General features: G+C 53.5%; 16 protein-coding genes. 8 read left to right on the top strand and 8 right to left on the bottom strand.

The genetic code is table 11. The features are described 5' to 3' along the window. The first annotated feature begins 9 nt into the window (after nt 1–9). The 6 genes from pstB (at nt 10) to lplT (ending at nt 6,283) form a co-directional block, all read left to right on the top strand. Nucleotides 10–789 (top strand): phosphate ABC transporter ATP-binding protein PstB, encoded by a 780-nt coding sequence (gene pstB / locus Q1M54_RS04150; RefSeq protein ID WP_026039208.1) that lies wholly within the window; start codon nt 10–12, stop codon nt 787–789. Nucleotides 790–802: 13 nt separating this feature from the next. Beyond that, nucleotides 803–1,501 (top strand): phosphate signaling complex protein PhoU, encoded by a 699-nt coding sequence (phoU, locus tag Q1M54_RS04155; protein WP_019425380.1) that lies wholly within the window; start codon nt 803–805, stop codon nt 1,499–1,501. Then, nucleotides 1,498–2,193: a phosphate regulon transcriptional regulator PhoB gene (phoB, locus tag Q1M54_RS04160; protein WP_019425379.1), complete on the top strand. Its 696-nt coding sequence runs from the start codon at nt 1,498–1,500 to the stop codon at nt 2,191–2,193. The genes phoU and phoB overlap by 4 nt, the downstream gene beginning before the upstream one ends. Before the next feature lie 13 nt (nt 2,194–2,206). Next, nucleotides 2,207–3,532, top strand: coding sequence for a phosphate regulon sensor histidine kinase PhoR (phoR, locus tag Q1M54_RS04165; RefSeq protein WP_019425378.1), 1,326 nt, complete (start codon nt 2,207–2,209; stop codon nt 3,530–3,532). An 86-nt stretch (nt 3,533–3,618) separates the two neighbouring features. After that, a complete protein-coding gene (locus tag Q1M54_RS04170; RefSeq protein ID WP_019425377.1) occupies nt 3,619–5,052 on the top strand; it encodes a UDP-glucose/GDP-mannose dehydrogenase family protein in 1,434 nt (477 codons plus the stop codon). Continuing rightward, entirely contained in the window at nt 5,045–6,283 is a 1,239-nt protein-coding gene (gene lplT / locus Q1M54_RS04175) for a lysophospholipid transporter LplT (RefSeq protein WP_019425376.1), read from the top strand. Before Q1M54_RS04170 ends, lplT begins: the two co-directional genes overlap by 8 nt. Here the strand turns inward: lplT and Q1M54_RS04180 are convergent. Beyond that, nucleotides 6,272–7,474, bottom strand: a complete 1,203-nt coding sequence (locus tag Q1M54_RS04180; RefSeq protein ID WP_019425375.1) for a glycosyltransferase family 1 protein — start codon at nt 7,472–7,474, stop codon at nt 6,272–6,274. The two genes, lplT and Q1M54_RS04180, sit on opposite strands and share 12 nt — an antisense overlap. 108 nt (nt 7,475–7,582) lie before the next feature. Here Q1M54_RS04180 and Q1M54_RS04185 point away from each other — a divergent pair, with 108 nt between their 5' ends. After that, nucleotides 7,583–8,191 (top strand): hypothetical protein, encoded by a 609-nt coding sequence (locus Q1M54_RS04185; RefSeq protein WP_019425374.1) that lies wholly within the window; start codon nt 7,583–7,585, stop codon nt 8,189–8,191. A gap of 47 nt (nt 8,192–8,238) precedes the next feature. Here Q1M54_RS04185 and Q1M54_RS04190 read toward each other — a convergent pair whose 3' ends face one another. Continuing rightward, the gene (locus tag Q1M54_RS04190; RefSeq protein ID WP_019425373.1) at nt 8,239–9,759 is read right to left on the bottom strand and encodes an aminotransferase class III-fold pyridoxal phosphate-dependent enzyme; all 1,521 of its coding nucleotides are present in this window, start codon (nt 9,757–9,759) and stop codon (nt 8,239–8,241) included. Between the two features lie 172 nt (nt 9,760–9,931). Between Q1M54_RS04190 and asd the strand changes: the two genes are divergently transcribed. Then, a complete protein-coding gene (gene asd / locus Q1M54_RS04195) occupies nt 9,932–10,813 on the top strand; it encodes an archaetidylserine decarboxylase (protein ID WP_238147376.1) in 882 nt (293 codons plus the stop codon). Nucleotides 10,814–10,852: 39 nt separating this feature from the next. Here the strand turns inward: asd and Q1M54_RS04200 are convergent, their stop codons facing one another. From Q1M54_RS04200 to dctP, 6 genes are all read right to left on the bottom strand, one after another. Then, nucleotides 10,853–11,413: a phosphonate degradation HD-domain oxygenase gene (locus tag Q1M54_RS04200; RefSeq protein ID WP_026039205.1), complete on the bottom strand. Its 561-nt coding sequence runs from the start codon at nt 11,411–11,413 to the stop codon at nt 10,853–10,855. Between the two features lie 8 nt (nt 11,414–11,421). Next, nucleotides 11,422–12,228 carry a phosphonate ABC transporter, permease protein PhnE gene (gene phnE, locus Q1M54_RS04205; RefSeq protein WP_300554320.1) on the bottom strand — a complete coding sequence of 269 codons (807 nt, stop codon included), beginning with the start codon at nt 12,226–12,228 and terminating at the stop codon, nt 11,422–11,424. A gap of 103 nt (nt 12,229–12,331) precedes the next feature. Then, nucleotides 12,332–13,276, bottom strand: a complete 945-nt coding sequence (gene phnD, locus Q1M54_RS04210) for a phosphonate ABC transporter substrate-binding protein (RefSeq protein WP_019425369.1) — start codon at nt 13,274–13,276, stop codon at nt 12,332–12,334. Nucleotides 13,277–13,309: 33 nt separating this feature from the next. Then, complete coding sequence (phnC, locus tag Q1M54_RS04215; protein WP_019425368.1) at nt 13,310–14,164, bottom strand: phosphonate ABC transporter ATP-binding protein; 855 nt, start codon at nt 14,162–14,164, stop codon at nt 13,310–13,312. Between the two features lie 82 nt (nt 14,165–14,246). Beyond that, nucleotides 14,247–16,088, bottom strand: a complete 1,842-nt coding sequence (locus tag Q1M54_RS04220; protein ID WP_019425367.1) for a TRAP transporter large permease subunit — start codon at nt 16,086–16,088, stop codon at nt 14,247–14,249. Then, complete coding sequence (gene dctP, locus Q1M54_RS04225; protein ID WP_026039203.1) at nt 16,085–17,110, bottom strand: TRAP transporter substrate-binding protein DctP; 1,026 nt, start codon at nt 17,108–17,110, stop codon at nt 16,085–16,087. Before dctP ends, Q1M54_RS04220 begins: the two co-directional genes overlap by 4 nt. Nucleotides 17,111–17,114 lie beyond the last annotated feature (4 nt).

The following is a 17,114-nucleotide window of genomic DNA, read 5'->3' on the forward strand; positions in this document are numbered from 1 at the left end:
GGTTTCAACATGCCCAACACCACGCAAACACCTCTTAAGAACGCGATTGAAATTCGCAATCTGAGTTTTTTCTACGGCACCTTCAAGGGCCTGAAAGACGTCAATCTCAACATCGCCGAGAACAAAGTGACCGCCTTCATCGGTCCTTCGGGTTGCGGCAAGTCAACCCTGTTACGCACGCTCAACCGCATGTACAGCTTGTACCCAGGCCAGCGTGCAGAGGGTGAAATCAACCTGTATGGCACCAACATCTTGGACAAAAAACAAGACTTGAACCTGTTGCGTGCGCAAGTTGGCATGGTGTTCCAAAAGCCCACGCCGTTCCCCATGTCCATTTACGACAACATCGCGTTCGGCGTTCGTCTGTATGAAAACCTGAGCCGCTCTGATATGGACGACCGTGTGGAGTGGGCTTTGTCCAAGGCTGCCATCTGGAACGAAGTCAAAGACAAACTCAGCCAAAGCGGTTTGTCTTTGTCCGGTGGCCAGCAACAGCGTCTGTGCATTGCACGTTCTGTCGCGGTCAAGCCCAAAGTCATTTTGCTGGACGAGCCCACCTCGGCGCTGGACCCGATTTCGACCGCCAAAGTTGAAGAGTTGGTGAGCGAGTTGAAGAAAGACTACACCGTGGCCATCGTGACCCACAACATGCAGCAGGCGGCGCGGGTGTCTGACTTCACCGCTTACATGTATTTGGGTGAGTTGGTGGAGTTTGGTGTGACCGAACAGATTTTCATGAAGCCCGTCAAGCAAGAAACCGAAGACTACATCACTGGCCGATTCGGCTGATCAGGAGAGACACATGGACAAGCACATTTCTAGCCAATTCGACGCCGAGCTCACAAGCGTCTCCTCTCGCGTTCTGGAACTCGGCGGTTTGGTCGAGTCACAGACGCGGCATGCGGTTTACGCCTTGGCGCAGTTCAGCTCTGAAGTGGCCGACCAAGTGGTGGCCACCGAAAAGCAAGTCAATTCATTAGAGGTTGAAATCGATGCTGAATTGGCATCTATCATTGCCCGCCGTCAACCGACAGCGCGCGATCTCAGGTTGCTGATGGCCATCTCCAAGATCACCGGCAATCTGGAGCGTGCGGGTGACGAGGCAGAGCGCATTGCCCGCATGGTCAAGTTGATTTTGGAGCAAGGCAGCCCGCGCAATCTACCGGCTTCTGAACTGCGCGTTGCGGCAGACTTGGCCACCGGTTTGCTGCGCAAAGCCCTGGACGCTTTTGCCCGTTTGGATGTGTCCACAGCCCTGGTCATTTTGAAAGAAGACGATTTGATCGATGCCGAGTTCAACGGCTTTATGCGCAAATTGGTCACTTACATGATGGAAGACCCACGCACCATTTCGGCCAGCCTGGATTTGTTGTTTGTGGCCAAAGCCATTGAGCGCATCGGTGACCATGCCAAAAACATTGCCGAGTTCGTGATCTATGTCGTCAAGGGCGCTGATGTTCGCCACACGGCCCTGACAGAAATTGAAAAAGCGGTTCAATGAGAACACTACCCCGCATCCTGATCGTTGAGGACGAGCCCGCCATTGCGGAGCTGATTGCCGTCAACTTGAAGCACAACGGTTTCCAGCCCATTTGGGCGATAGATGCTGAAACTGCACAACGTGAGTTGAACGAAATTTTGCCCGATGTCATCTTGCTGGACTGGATGTTGCCGGGCGAAAGTGGTCTGACTTTGGCGCGTCGGTGGCGCGCTTCGGCGCGGACCAAAGCCGTGCCCATTTTGATGCTGACCGCCCGTGGTGACGAGGCCGACCGTGTGGCGGGACTGGATGCGGGCGCTGATGACTACATCGTCAAACCCTTTTCGCCGCGCGAATTGTTGGCTCGCATTCGGGCAGTTTTGCGTCGCCGTGTGCCAGAGGCAACCGGTGGCTTGGTGAAAATGGGCGACTTGCAGTTGGACGCTGACACCCACCGTGTCAGTCTCGCGGATAAGCCCTTGAAGATTGGGCCAACCGAGTTCAAGCTTTTGCACTTTTTCATGCACCATCCGGAGCGTGTACACAGCCGTGGTGCTTTGCTCGATAAAGTTTGGGGTGACCATGTGTACATCGAAGAACGTACGGTGGATGTCCACGTCAAACGTTTGCGTGAGTCGTTGAGCGATGCTGGCAGCATGATTGAAACTGTGCGAGGCGCTGGTTACCGCTTCACCCCAAATCCCTCCGTTTGAATTCGAGTTGCGCATGGTTTTTGCGATCATTGAATTGCTGTTCATCGTTTTCTTGGCTGCAATGCCTGGATGGTTTTTGGGGGGTGAGTTAGGGGCTTGTTTGGCTGCTTTGGTGGCTGTTGGTGCATATGCCCTGAACTTTTCCTGGAAGGTTGACCGATTCGACCGGTGGCTCAGTGCCAGAACTCTGCGTCATGATCCGCCATGGCAAGGTCTTTGGCTCGACATGGCCACGCGTGTTGTTCGTTTGTTGCGACAACAAGAAAAATTAGCCGCTTTGCATGAGGGGCGTTTGGTCGATTTTTTGTCGGCCATCCAAGCTTCCCCCAACGGCGTCATTTTGTTGGACGAAGAAGCCCGAATTGATTGGTGTAACAGCACAGCTGCCTCGCACTTGGGTTTAGACGCTGTCAAAGACCGCATGCAGCACATCGTTCATTTGGTGCGTGATCCTGTTTTTGCACGTTATTTTGCGCAGTCTGTTCATGGTTCTGAGGTGGTCATTGAGGGGCGTAGCAGCTCTATGGTGAACACCCAAAAGTTGTCGGTTCATTTGCATGCTTACGGGGAAGGGCGCATGCTTTTGCTCACGCGCGACATCACCGCTATGGCTCAGGCCGATGCCATGCGGCGCGATTTTGTGGCCAATGTGTCCCATGAGATTCGAACACCTTTGACGGTACTGAGTGGGTTCATCGAAACCCTCCAATCATTGCCACTGGACACGCAGCAGACACAAAATTATTTGCAGCACATGTCAGTCCAATCGGACCGCATGCAGTCGTTGGTGGCTGATCTGTTGACTTTGTCTCAGCTTGAGGGCAGTCAGCCCCCCGGTCTTCACGAGAAGGTGTCATTGACTTGGTTGATGTCCCAAGTCGTGATGGATTCGACGGCCTTGTCGGAGGGTATGGCGAACAAGTTGGGTGGAGCAGCGCACCATTTGGTGCTGGAGCCCGTTCCAGATGTGCAATTGCTGGGCTCACGGTCGGAGTTGATGAGCGCTGTGTCCAATTTGGTGACCAATGCGGTGCGTTACACACCACTGGGTGGCTTGATTGAACTGACCTGGACGCACAAGCCTGAGGGGTGGGTCTTTGCAGTGAAAGATTCCGGTCCCGGAATTGCAGCCGAACATTTGCCGCGTCTGACTGAGCGTTTTTACCGCGTTGACAGAAGTCGCTCAAGGGAAACAGGCGGCACGGGTTTGGGGTTGGCGATTGCCAAGCATGTGATGCAGCGTCATGGTGGCGAGCTGCGCATTGAAAGCGAGTTGGGACGGGGATCGACATTTCAGTTGACCTTCCCTCACACCAGAGTTTTGCCTGAACAGGCTTGAACTCAGATTCATCAATTCATCATTGATTTGACACGCCTCTTTAACAGGTGGCCAGCAACATCTCCTTTTATTTCAGGAGTGTTGTCATGCGAATCACAGTCATTGGATCGGGTTACGTGGGCTTGGTCACTGGCGCTTGTCTGGCTGACTTGGGTTTCAAAGTCTTATGCATGGACAAGGATGAAGAAAAGATCAAACTCTTGCGAGATGGCGAAGTTCCGATCTACGAGCCTGGCTTGAAAGACCTGCTCCACCGTAACAGGGCCGATGGCCGCATTCGATTCACTCACGATGCCTGTGAGGCCATTGAGCATGGCGACATTATTTTCATTGCGGTTGGTACACCCGCCACGGAAGACGGCTCTGCTGATTTGGGCCATGTGTTGTCGGTGGCCAGCACCATCGGTCGCCATATCAAGGGCTTCAAGTTGGTGGTGAACAAGTCAACGGTTCCAGTGGGAACGGCAGACAAGGTTCGCGCGGCAATTTCGCATGAATTGACCCACCGCGGCATGTCGATGGACCTGTTCGATGTCATTTCTAACCCAGAATTCCTCAAAGAAGGCGCGGCCATCGATGACTTCATGCGCCCAGACCGGATTGTTGTGGGTCTGAACGATGGCCCTCACAAAGCACGAAGCCAGCGCATGATGGGCGATCTGTATGCCAGTTTCAACCGTCACCATGCCCGCACAGTTTGGATGGATGTGCGCAGTGCCGAATTGACCAAATACGCTGCCAATGCGATGCTGGCTGCCAGGATTTCATTCATGAATGAAATCGCCAACTTGGCAGATGCCTTGGATGCCGATGTTGACCATGTTCGCCGTGGCATCGGTGCCGACAGCCGCATCGGTCACAGCTTTTTGTACGCCGGGTGCGGTTACGGCGGCAGTTGCTTTCCAAAGGATACGCAAGCCTTGGTGAGTACGGCCAAGGCCTATGGTCACAAGATGGCCGTGGTTTCTGCAACAGAGTTGGTGAATGAGCGACAAAAGACGGTTTTGGTAGACCGCTTGGTCCAGCGCATTGGCATGGATTTGAGGGGTCGAAAAATTGCGATTTGGGGCTTGGCCTTTAAGCCCAACACGGACGATATGCGCGAAGCACCCAGTCGCATGGTGATTCGTCAGCTTTTGGAGCTTGGCGCTGAAGTGTGTGCCTTTGATCCCATTGCGGGTGAGCATGCTCTTTTGGCTTTGCAGCAAGACTTGGGTTCAGATAACGCTATCTTGGAGAACTTCTCACTGGCGCCCACCGATATGCAGGCGCTGGAAGGTGCAGATGCTTTGATGGTGTTGACTGAATGGAAAAATTTCCACAACCCGGACTTTGCTGCGATGAAAGCGGTGATGAACAAACCCTTCATCTTGGATGGTAGAAATCTCTACAACCCTGAGGCTTTGAGTGAATTGGGCATTGCCTACCAAGGTGTGGGTCGCCGAAATGATTTGGCGCAATGGTTGGATTTTGCGTCAGACATGGAAGCAAATTCACCGGGTAACGCTGTGAATGCCTAAGGGTTTTTTTTGGCTGATCCTGGCCCAGTTTTTCTGTGGATTAGCCGACAACGCACTGCTGGTGCTGGGCGTTTGCTTTTTACAAGAGCAGGCTTACCCCGGTTATTGGGCGCCGTTACTCAAGTTTGCTTTCACTTTGTCGTATGTTTTGATGGCCAGTTGGGTGGGCCCCTTGGCCGATGGCTTTTCAAAGCGAGACGTCATGTCGGTGATGAACTTGCTCAAGATCTTGGCCGTTTTGAGCTTGTTGATGGGCATGCATCCTTTGTTGGCCTTCGCGCTGACTGGATTGGCCGCTTCAGTTTATGCACCCGCAAAGTATGGTCTGGTCATCGAAACTGTGGCTGCATCGCGGCTTGTTCAGGCCAATGCCTGGGTCGAAGTCACGATGGTGCTGTCCATCTTGGGTGGCGTTGTTTTAGGGGGTTGGTTGATCGGCATGGGCAGCGCAAATCCGGGCTTGATGGATCTGTTGGGTATTCAAGACAGGCCTGCATGGTTGGTGCAAACCGAATTGGTTTCAGGCTTGGCCGTCGTTGGGTTGTTGTATGGGTTGTCTGCAATCAGCAATTCAGGGATTCTGCCCACGGAGCCCAAGGTTCCCCATGCTTTGGCCTGGCGTGATGTCCGATGGCTTCCATTTTGGAGAAATAACCGACAACTGTGGGCTGATACTTTAGGAGGGGTGTCTTTGCGTGTGACCACTCTGAGTTGGGGTGTTGGCGCGGTGCTGCAATTTGTCGTTTTGGTTTGGGCGCAAACGCAGGGTGGCTTGAATTTACAGCAAGGTGCATATCTTCAAGGGGTGGTGGCCTTGGGTGTGATGGGTGGCGCCATCATGGCGGCACTTAAGCGGGAGGGTTTCAAGTCACGCAAATCCTTGCGATGGGCTTTGCTTTTGGCGGTGTTGATGCCGTGCCTGGCGTTCATCCGGGATGTATGGGTGGTGATTCCTGTTCTGGTCTTGGCGGGTTGGTCGGGTGGCATGCTGTTGATTCCAATGAATGCGATGTTGCAAAGACGTGGGAAAAAAAGCATGTCGGCTGGCCGATCCATCGCTGTGCAAGGCTTCAATGAAAATTTGAGTGTGCTGATGATGTTGGCGGCATACAGCTTCATGGTGTCTTGGGAGTGGTCGTTGTTCACCACCATGGTGTTGATGAGCCTGCCCTTGTGGATGGCTGCAGCCCCTTGGCTGATGTCTTTGCGGCCACCCGCCTCAGCTGCGTGAACAGGTGGACAGAACTTGGCGGAAAAGACGCTCCACTTGCAAGGCAATTTCATTCCATTCCCACTTGAGGACGCTGGTGTGCGCGTTTTTTCGAGTGTCTTTTAAATTTTGAATGTGCTGACTGATGTCCAAAGCGCGCAAGACATAAAGCTGCGCGTCTTCATTGTGTACCAGCCAACCGTTGCGCCCGTCTTCTATGACCTCTTTGGCGGCAGCACAGTCAAATGCCAGCACAGGTGTGCCACTGGCCAAGGCTTCCAGTGTGACATTGCCAAATGTTTCGGTCAGGCTGGTGAAAAGAAACAGGTCAGCGCTGGCATACGCGACGGCCAGTTGCGGTTGTGTTGACATGCCCATGAAGATCGCGTCTGGACATTCGGCTTGAAGCTTGGCGCGGTAAGGGCCATCACCGCAAAAAACCAGTTTGACTTTCCGATTGTTTTGTAAAAGTGCTTGGTAGGTTTTGATGGTCAGGTCCAGATTTTTTTCTGCAGCCAGTCGTCCGACTGACAACAAAACCATGGTTTCATCATCGGCTTGCCACTGCCGACGTAAATCGGGGCTGCGTTTATCTGGGTGAAACAAAGTGGTGTTGACACCTCGGCCAACGGTGTGCAGATTGTCGAACCCCAGTTGGTGAAGTTGTTCGCGCATCGCCTGTGTTGGGACCATCGTGCAGTGTGTGCGGTTATGAAATTTACGCAGGTAAGCCACGATCGGCTTTTGTAGCCAGCCTACGCCATAGTGTTTGCTGTAGCTTTGAAAATTGGTTCTGAAATCGGAGGAAACCGGTAGGCGCAAAACCTTGGCGGCTTGCAAGGCTGACCAACCCAAAGGGCCCTCTGTGGCAATGTGAACAATGTCAGGCCGCTTTTGTGTCCATGCCTGAATGAGTGATTTTTTGCTTGGAAATCCCAACTTGAGTTCAGGGTAGCGTGGAATAGGCATGCCTTTGAGCAAGAGTTCTGTCCAGCCCTCTCGGCTCGTGCCGGTCTCACTTGGTGTTTGCTTGGGACGAATGAGCTGAATGGTGTGTTGTCGCAAACTCAACTCTTGCACCAATCGCGAGAGCGTGAGCGCTACACCATTGACCTCTGGTGGCCAAGTTTCTGTGACCACTGCGATGCGCAAGCTGGGGTTGAGCGGCTCAATGTTTTCAACCAAGTAGGGGTCATGATTTGATTCGTACATCCCCTGATATTGGGTGAAGCATTTAACAATTTGATGACAACAAAGGCTGTCACTGATTTTTAACACTCAGCGATCATCATTCGGTCACATTCATCAAGAGGGGTACGTGTGAAAGAATTTTTGGAATCATTGCGTGTTCAGCGCTGGGACGATCACCGCTATTACCACCATTGCCGGATCAATCAGTCCTTGCACCTGCTCAGTGCGACGGCCTTTGTGGTGGCCTATGGATTGATGTTTGTGGATCCAGCCATAGCGGCTTTATTGGCTTGGCTGGTGTCGATGACATCACGTCAAGCGGGACATTTTTTCTTTGAACCCTTGGGCTATGACCATGTCAACGAGGCAACCAACGAGTTCAAAGAAGACATCAAGGTGGGCTACAACCTGCGCCGCAAAGTTGTGCTGTTGAGTGTTTGGGCATTGTTGCCCTTGGCCATATTCATGAATCCAGGCTTCATGGGTATATTGCCAGCGCATGAGACTTTGTTGGAGTACATGCGGGCGGTTGGATTCGCTTGGCTTTATTTGGGGATCGGCGCTTTGCTGTTCCGCACCGTGCATTTGTTCTTTTTGCATGATGTCCAGACAGGCTTGGTCTGGATGACCAAAATTTTGACCGATCCTTTTCACGACATTTATCTGTACCACAAAGCGCCGTTGCAACTGTTGCGCGGTGAGCGTTTTGCCGACAGAGATCTCCACATCAGCCGTTGAGTGATTTTTCAACGCTCAACCTTCAGCGGTTGAGCGTTGAGGATGGGTCAACGAAACAATGTTTCTTTGAGGATGCGACGGCGAATGGATTGATTGGTGATCATGGGTGCATGCCACCACCATCCGTCACGCTGCATTTCCAGACCAGCCTGTACAAACCTTTGCATGACAGCGTCAAAATCTTCATCGCTGTAGTTGAGGCTGAAGATCATTCGACCCGTACCCACCCAACTGAGCGCCAATCCATGCAGCCTGAGGTAGTACTGCAAAATCCAGTTGTAACGGCTGGGCTGTGTGTAAAAAAGCGTCCAAACACTGGACATGTTGGCCACTTGAAAGGGCAATCCATTCGCCGTCATGGTGCTGTTGAAAAGGGCTGCACGCGCATTCCATCGTTCGTCCAGGCCGTGGTAAATGGCTTGAACTGCTGGTGTGTCGAGTTGGTCCAGAAATGCCGACATGGCACCCATGACAGCCGGGTGTGCGTTGAAGGTGCCTCGGGCAAAACAAATGTCAGCGGGACGTTTTTCGTTGAACCGGCGCATCCATTCGTGCTTCCCGCACACAACGCCAACCGGAAAACCGCCGCCCAGTGTTTTGCCGTAAGTGACCATGTCGGCTTGAACGCCAAAATAAGCTTGAGCGCCACCAGCTGCCAAACGGAATCCCAAGAAGACTTCGTCAAAGATCAGTGCAATGCACCGCTCCGTACATACTTTTCTCAATGCTTTGAGCCAAGTGGTGTAGGCCTCGCGGTCGTAGCTTGCCCGTCGGCTGCTGTCCACCAGAGTCGAATCACCGGGCGCATTGGCATTGGTGTGCAGAGCCTGCAAAGGATTGATCAACACGCAAGCAATGTCTTTTCGCGTGCGCAGCACCTGCAAGCTTCGCTCGCTCATGTCACTCAGGGTGAAGGTTTCGCGAGGTGGCATGGGGTTGCCAGGGCCCGGTTGCACGTCTTCCCACCAGCCATGGTATGCACCACAAAACCGCACAATGTTTTTGCGACGTGTGTGGTACCTGGCCAACCGGACGGCTTGCATGACAGCCTCTGTTCCGGACATGTGAAAAGACACCTCGTCCAAACCCGAAATGGCTTTGAGTCGCTCCGCGTTGCTCGCCACAACAGGGTGATACGAGCCCAAAACCGGTCCCAGCTCTTGGGTTCGGGCCATGCCCAGTTGCATGGTTTCTTTGTAAAAGTCTGCGCCAAACACGTTGACGCCGTAAGAACCTGTCAGATCGTAAAAAACCTGGCCGTCCAAATCGGTGACCTGAACGCCTTGGGCAGACTGCAAGAAAGAGCCGACTTTCAGATGCTCTCTGACCATGGGACTGAATTGAAAAGGCACCCGGTACGCCGAAATGAATTGCATGTCAGAGATGTTGCTCCGTGCCTGTGCCGAAGCTTGGATGCTCAGTGGGTGGCGATTTTGCAAGGTGTTGGCCAGACCCATGAAGGCAGCTCGGCGTTGGGCCTGAACCTGCGTGGGTGCGCCATCACAAGCAAAAAAACTGCTGTCGTCAAAACTGTAGCCGGGCAACAACCGAGCCAGACGTTTGGCCATTTTCGAATGTCCTGCCAAAGATCGGTGTTTGGCCCGCGAAAGTTGAATTCTTTGACGTATGGCCGGCGCCAGAGTGGTCAAAGCGCCCAAAGCGCCCAGTCCTATCCAAGTGGTGATCACGTTGATTTCCTTGAGTCAATGAACTTTCTTTCTATTCAAATTGAGTGACAACATGATGAAGATTCGCCAAATTTTTCAAAAGTGGATGATTCAAGAAGACCTCAACTTTTTGCTGACCAACCGTATCCCGCGCATCACACTGACCCGTTTCATGGGCTGGTGGAGTCAGATCCGACATCCTTGGGTGGTCAAATCGTCCATGGCGGTATGGCGCATGTTCAGTGATCTGGATTTGAGTGATGCGAAACATGAGAAATTTGACAGTCTGCACGCTTGTTTCACGCGTGAACTCAAACCTGGAGCGAGGCTCGTCAATCTAGATCCTGCATGTTTCACGTCACCTTGTGATGCGATCGTGGGGGAGTGCGGGACCATCACCCAAGGGCAGGTGTATCAGGCCAAGGGGTTTCCTTACCAGTTGCAATCTCTGGTGGGAGCCTCTGAACGATGCCAGCATTGGCCCGCTGTTCTGGAGGGCGGTTCCTATGTGACGTTGCGCTTGACCAGCAGCATGTACCACCGTTTTCATGCGCCCCACCATGTCCATTTGAAGCATGTGACCTATGTGTCAGGTGACACTTGGAACGTGAATCCGGTAGCGCTCAAGCGGGTGGCCGAGTTGTTTTGCAAAAATGAACGGGCTGTGTTGCACATGCAGACAGAAACCGGCGTTCCATTTTTGATCGTGCCCGTAGCAGCTGTTTTGGTCGCGAGCATGCGTTTACACGCGGTGGATGTGTTGTTGAATCTGCGTTACCGGGGGCCCAACGAGATGCCTTGCGATGCTCTGTATGCCAAGGGGCAAGAAATGGGTTGGTTTGAGCATGGGTCCACCATTTTGATTTTTGTACCACCTGGGTTTGAATGGGCCGACGGCGTGGTGTCAGGTGCACGTATTCAAATGGGGCAGTCTTTGCTGCGCATGCCAGACTGAGCCGATGGTGAACGGGGCTTGCAACAGCAGGCGCAAGACTCAAGCAGATTTCAAAACTACTTTATTGAGGTGGGAGTTGTAATAAGACAAGGGAGGCACTGCCTTTGCAGGCACTTTGGCCAAGTCGTCATAACGGCGCAGTCGCACAGATTCAGCTGCATAAGGCTGCGCAATAAAGGCTGAGGCTTCAGCCACGTTGTACACCCCCCCTTGCTGCTCCAGGCTGTGTTTTGATGCGGCCGATAAACTGGCCCAATAACTTGGATCGATCAGGCAGAGGTATCGTTTGGCATCCACATGCATGCGGATGGGTTCCAATACCGCGGCCGGAAACAGGCTACGGATAAATGGCAGTGCGATGTATTGGTGTAAGTCATCCTGCTTTGTCTTTTGCATTTGTTGCTCATCACGGGTTTCAACCAGTAAGTGCCCCAAGTCGTGAAGCAATGATGCCACGACGATTTCAGGTGTTTCGCCAGCATTTTCTGCCAGGTCCGCGCACTGCAGCGCGTGCTCGAGTTGGTTTATTGCTTCCATGCCGTACTGAATTTGTCCACGGCGCTCAAGCAAACTAATCACTTCTGACAATGTGAGTGACATGGTTCACCTCATACGAAGAACTTGCGAATACGAGCGGACACAAGGTCAATAATGCTCACCGTCACAATAATGATCAGCATCACAGCGCAAGTTTCGGCGTATTGAAAACCGCGAATGATTTCCCACAAAACAACGCTGATACCGCCAGCGCCTACCATACCGACTACAGATGCAGATCGCACGTTGGACTCAAAACGGTAAAGTGTGAATGAGATCCACAGTGGCATGACTTGCGGTAACACACCGTAAACAATTTCGTGCATTGCCGATGCGCCGGTGGACCGAATGCCCTCCACGGGTTGGGGGTCGATCGCCTCCACCGCCTCAGAGAACAACTTGGCCAAAATGCCTGCGGTGTGGATCCACAAGGCCAGCACACCCGCAAACGGTCCCAAGCCTACCGCCACCACAAAGAGCATGGCAAAAACCATTTCGTTAATGGCGCGAAACGAGTCCATCAAACGACGCACAGGTTGATACACCCACCATGGCACGATGTTGGATGACGCCAAGAGTGCCAATGGCACCGCAGTCACCACGGCCAAAACTGTACCCCACAAAGCAATTTGCAAAGTGATGATCATCTCGTCGACGTACATCCGCCATTGCCGGAAATTCGGGGGAAAGAACTCTGCAGCGTATTGGCTCATGTTGCCCGAATCACGGAACAACTCGGCTGGGCGCATGTCAGCACCTTTCCAAGAAGCCGCCAGCAACAAAAGCAAGAAGGCCCACGACATGTACCAAGTCAGACTGCGCTTGGGTGCTGCCGTATGGGCTAAGTCGTGCAATGGAGAGTGGGTGACTGATGACATAGGGCTCAATTCAAAACAAGTGGGCCAAACCAGCAGCCCCAATCAATGCGACTCCTCAACACACACACATGCACTGAGGAGCCCGCAGCCAGACGCATCCAAATTACTTCAGTGCGGCCAATTTTTGGTCAATGTCTGACAATTTGGTTTGCTTTTCAGCGGCAGACATGGTGGTGTCACCATCAATTTTGTTGCGCTGTGCAAAAAGATCCAACTGACGAATCGGCTTGAGTTGCTCGTTGGTCGATGCCTTGAAGCCCGACAACTTGGAGATCTTCATCACGATCTCTTTCTCACGGGCATCGGTTTTGGCGTAGTTATAAAAAAAGGTTTTGATTTTGGATTTGGTTGCTTCTGGCAAATTTTTGCTCATGACCATGGGATCCAACGGAATCAAGGGTGAAGTCCAAATGATTTTGAGGTCATTGAATTTGGCAGCTTGACGATCTTTGAACTTCTCTAAGTTCTCGCTGTTGTTTGTTGCGACATCTACTTGCTTATTCGCAACAGCCAAGGCATTAGCTTCATGGTTGGCACTGCGAGAAACCTTGAAAGCCGTGCGAACATCTACTTTGTTCTGGGCAAAAACATAGAAGCCAGGCACTAAAAAACCAGATGTAGAGTTGGGATCGCCATTTCCAAAACTCAGGTTTTTGGCGTTTCTGAACATGTCGTTTAGGTTGTTCAGTGGGCTGTCTTTGTGCACGATCAGGTGCGAGTAATAGCCTTGTGTGCCATCTGCGTTGACCATTTGGGCGAACACTTCAGCGTTGGAGCGGTCCACCGCTTCCATGGCCGATTTGTTGCCCATCCAGGCCATTTGCACTTTGTTGAAGCGCATGCCTTCGATGATGCCGGCGTAATCCGGGGCAAAGAAGGCCTTGACCTTCAGGCCGGTTTGCTTTTCCATGTCGTCGAGTAGGGGCTGCCAGTCGGCTTTCAAGTTTTGTGTGGCTTCTGTGGAAATGATGCCGAAATTGATCTCTTGGGCCATGGCGGCGGTGAAGCTGAGGCCAATGGCCAAAGCAGCGAGGGTTTTCTTGAACATGAGAAAGCTCCAATGGGTTGTAAAAAGAAAAAATCAGGCGGCTTGTGCCAAATTGTTGGACCATGCCAAAACAGGGGAGGGTATTTGAGCCTGCGCAGACTGCAACAACTCGCTGCCACTCAAAAACTCGTCGGCTTGCATGCCATACAGGTCACGCAGCAAAGCTGGTGTGAGGGCCGCAGCAGGGCCGTCGTAAATCACTTGGCCTTGGTTCAGCGCGATCACTCGGGGGCAATAGCGAATGGCCATGTCCACTTGATGCAAAGACACGATCACGGTGCGGCCGTCTTCACGTTGGATGGTGGACAAAATCTCCATCACCTTGCGTGAGGAATCTGGGTCCAATGAGGCAATAGGCTCGTCGGCCAAGACCAACTTGGCCCCCTGAACCAAGGTGCGGGCAATGGCTGCACGTTGTTGCTGTCCCCCGGACAAAGTCGATGCACGCTGTTTGTGGCAGTCCAAGATGCCGACACGCTCCAAAGCGGCCAAGGCGGCTGAACGCTCTTGCGCATTGAACCAGCCCATCACACCGCGCAACCAAGGCATGGTGTGCAAGCGCCCAACCAGCACGTTGGTCAAAACGGGTAAACGGTCCACCAAGTTGAACTGCTGGAATACAAAACCCACTTGCGATCGAATGCTGCGGATGTCGCTGACGATGCGACCTTCTCGTTGAACGCATTGGCCATTCACTTCAATGAGTGAGCCAGGCCCGGCATCGGCCACTAACAAACCCGCCACCATGCGCAGCAAGGTGGATTTACCCGAACCCGACGCACCGATCAGAGCGACCATTTCGCCGTCGGCAATGTTCAGATCGATGTCGCGCAATGCATGTTTGCCGTTGGCAAAATGCTTGTTGAGGTTTTGAATTCGCAAGGCCATTTGAACTCCGACGTATATCTATTGGCCGAGAGTCTGTATAGACTTTGTGACAGGCCTTTGACACCTTTGGGAAGATTGAATGTCATGCCTTCAATAGGTCTGGCAAGCCAGTGGCCAACCATGGCACAGACGCGATGGCCAACGTGCCCAAGAAAATGGCCAACAAAGCAGGTAGCACCGCCACTGCCACCTCGCGAACGGGTTTGCCAAACATGGCTGACGAGAAGTAAATGTTCATGCCCGCGGGCGGACACAGAAAACCCATCTCGAGGGCTGCCAAGAACACAATGCCGAAATGCACCGGGTCGATGCCGTAACTCATGGCTACAGGCAAGAGCAAAGGCACCAGCACCACAATGGCGGCATAGATTTCCATAAGCGCTCCGGCCAGCAACAAAAAGACCGTCAGCGCCAACAAGAACACGTACTTGTTGGGAATGGCCGTTTGCACCGCTTCAATGGCCGCATCCGGTATCCCGGCGTCGATCAGGAAATTCGTCAGGGCCAAGGCCATCCCCAAAATCAACAAGACGCCGCCAATGATTTGGGTCGACTCACTCAGGCATTTGCCCAACAAGCGCCAGCCCAACTCTCGGTGCGCCCAGGCTTGGGTCAAGATGGCATACAACGCGGTCACGGCAGCACTTTCGGTCGGTGTTGCCAAGCCGCTGACCAAAGTACCAATGGCCACCACAGGCGCCAAAATTTCCCATTTGGCTGCCCAGACGGCAGGCCAAAACAGTGCTGGCTTTGCCGCTGGCTGGACCGAATAGACCGCAGCGTTGTTCGCAGGTGTGCGGCGCAGGTAGCCACCAAATACCAACAAAAACATCACCATGACCAGTGCAGGCACCAAGCCTGCCAAGAACATGGTGTGGATGGGTACACGGGCGATGATGGCGTACATTATGAGCGGCACCGACGGCGCCAGTAACACCCCCAAAGCACTGGCGCTCGTGACCAAGCTGATGCCGCGTCCCTCAGGGTATCCGGCGTTGCGCAGCAAAGGCAGCAACAAGCCCCCCAAGGCCAAGATGGTCACACCGCTGCCCCCCGTGAAGGCCGTAAAACAAGAGCACAGCAGCGCTGTGGCGACCACGGTGCCCGTGGTGCCTTGGCCCATGAGAGCCACAAACAAGTTCCCTAAGCGCTTCGCGGCCCCCGTTCGCGCAAACACCAGACCCGCCAATGTGAACAAAGGTAATGCAGGTAAGGACGGGTTCACGGTGATTTGGTAATGCGACAAAGCCACGGTCGCCAAGGGGGTGCCGTCTTGCCAAAACAAGGCCAAAGCCAAGCCGCCCAAGACCGCAAAAATGGGGGCGCCGGCCAAAAGGGCCATCACCAACAGCAAGACACAGGGCCATAAAGGCACGCCTGTGCCGTCGAACTGCGCCACCAAAGCCGCACCGCACAAAGGCAAAAGCACACCCAATAAACCGCGAAGAGACGTGCTGCCAGAACATCGTGCGCCTAATTTGAACCCCAACAGCGCAAAGCCTAAAGGCATGCTCGCCTGTACCCACCAAGTCGGTATGCCGTAGGCCAAAACCTGTGACACCTCACGCTCGCTGGCCACCAAAAGCCAACTGCTCATGGCCAACATGCCGCAGACCAGCGCCGCCAAGCCGTTGCCCATGGCATAGGCCAAGGGTTTGGGGGCGTTTGTGTCTGTTAAACCGCTGCCGCCTAAGGTCGTTAAGTGGCCGTAACGCTCCGCTGCCAAAGCACCCCACATGGTCAACACCAGCCCCAAGTGCTGCACCAGCACAGGTGCGTTTTCAATGCCACTGCCCATCCAGGGCCGCATCAAAATTTCAAGGACCGGAATCAACACCATCAGCGACAAAGCTGCCGAGGCGATGGTCTCATCCAATCGCACCCACCCTGGGGTGCGCTTCAGGGCGTCCAACCAGCGTTTCACTTGGGTTTGCCAGCGCGAAAGGTTTTAACGTGACCCATCACCTCGTCAAAGGTTTCAGCGGGCACCATCGTGCCGCGGATGCGCGGGTAAAGCTTCTCGGCCAAGTCGTTCCACTCTTTCATTTGCTCGGTGTTGGGTTTGTGGACCGTGAGCCCGCGTTTTTTCATGGCATCGACCGCTTCTTCCACCTCTTGTCGAGCCTTGGTGCGAATTTGCGCACCGGCTTTGTCACTGGCAGCCCGAACGGCCTGTTGAACAGATGGCGACATGTTGTCCCAAGCTTTTCTTGTCACCACCAAGGCGCCCACAATCGGCGCCCAGTTGATCTCTAGCATGTGCGGTGCGGAGTTGTAAACCTGGCTGGCCAATGCAAAGTAAGGTGTGGAAGGCACCACATTGATCATGCCAGTCTGAATCGCGGGCAAGATGTCGGTCGTCTCCAAAGGCACGGGTGTGTAGCCTAGGCTTTTCATGATGGATTGCTGGTCCGGCTCGGAGCCCCATGCAAAAAACTTCATGCGTTTGTAGTCATCGGGCCTGATGGCTGCTTCTTTGGAAAAAAACCGTACCCAACCCGCATCGCCCCAAGCCAAAACCACAAAGCCTTTTTCTAGGAACTTTTTTTCCATGGCCGGGCGCATTTTTTCGCGCACGTAATCGACTTCTTCCCAGCTGCGAAAAAGCAGGGGCATGGACTGCAAGGCGGCGATTGAGGGTTCGATTTCGCGCAAGCCCACCACCGATAACAAGGCCCCCTGCAGCTGCCCAATGCGCATGCGGCGAGCCATCTCTGCCTCGCCGCCTTGGCTGCCATCGGGATAGACCAAATATTTAGCACCCGCACCTTGCGCTGTGCGCCAGCTGTCCGCAATGTCGAGCAACTGTCGGTGGTACAAGGAATTTTTCGGCACCAAAGAACCAATGCGCAATGACTTTTCATTTGCTTGGGTCCAAGAGGTGCTCAGCATCAGCAAGCCCAGCAAAGCGACGCTGGTACATTTTTTCCAGAAGGGGGGTTGCATCCAA

Source organism: Limnohabitans sp. Rim8 (assembly GCF_943326455.1).
GTDB lineage: Bacteria > Pseudomonadota > Gammaproteobacteria > Burkholderiales > Burkholderiaceae_C > Limnohabitans_A.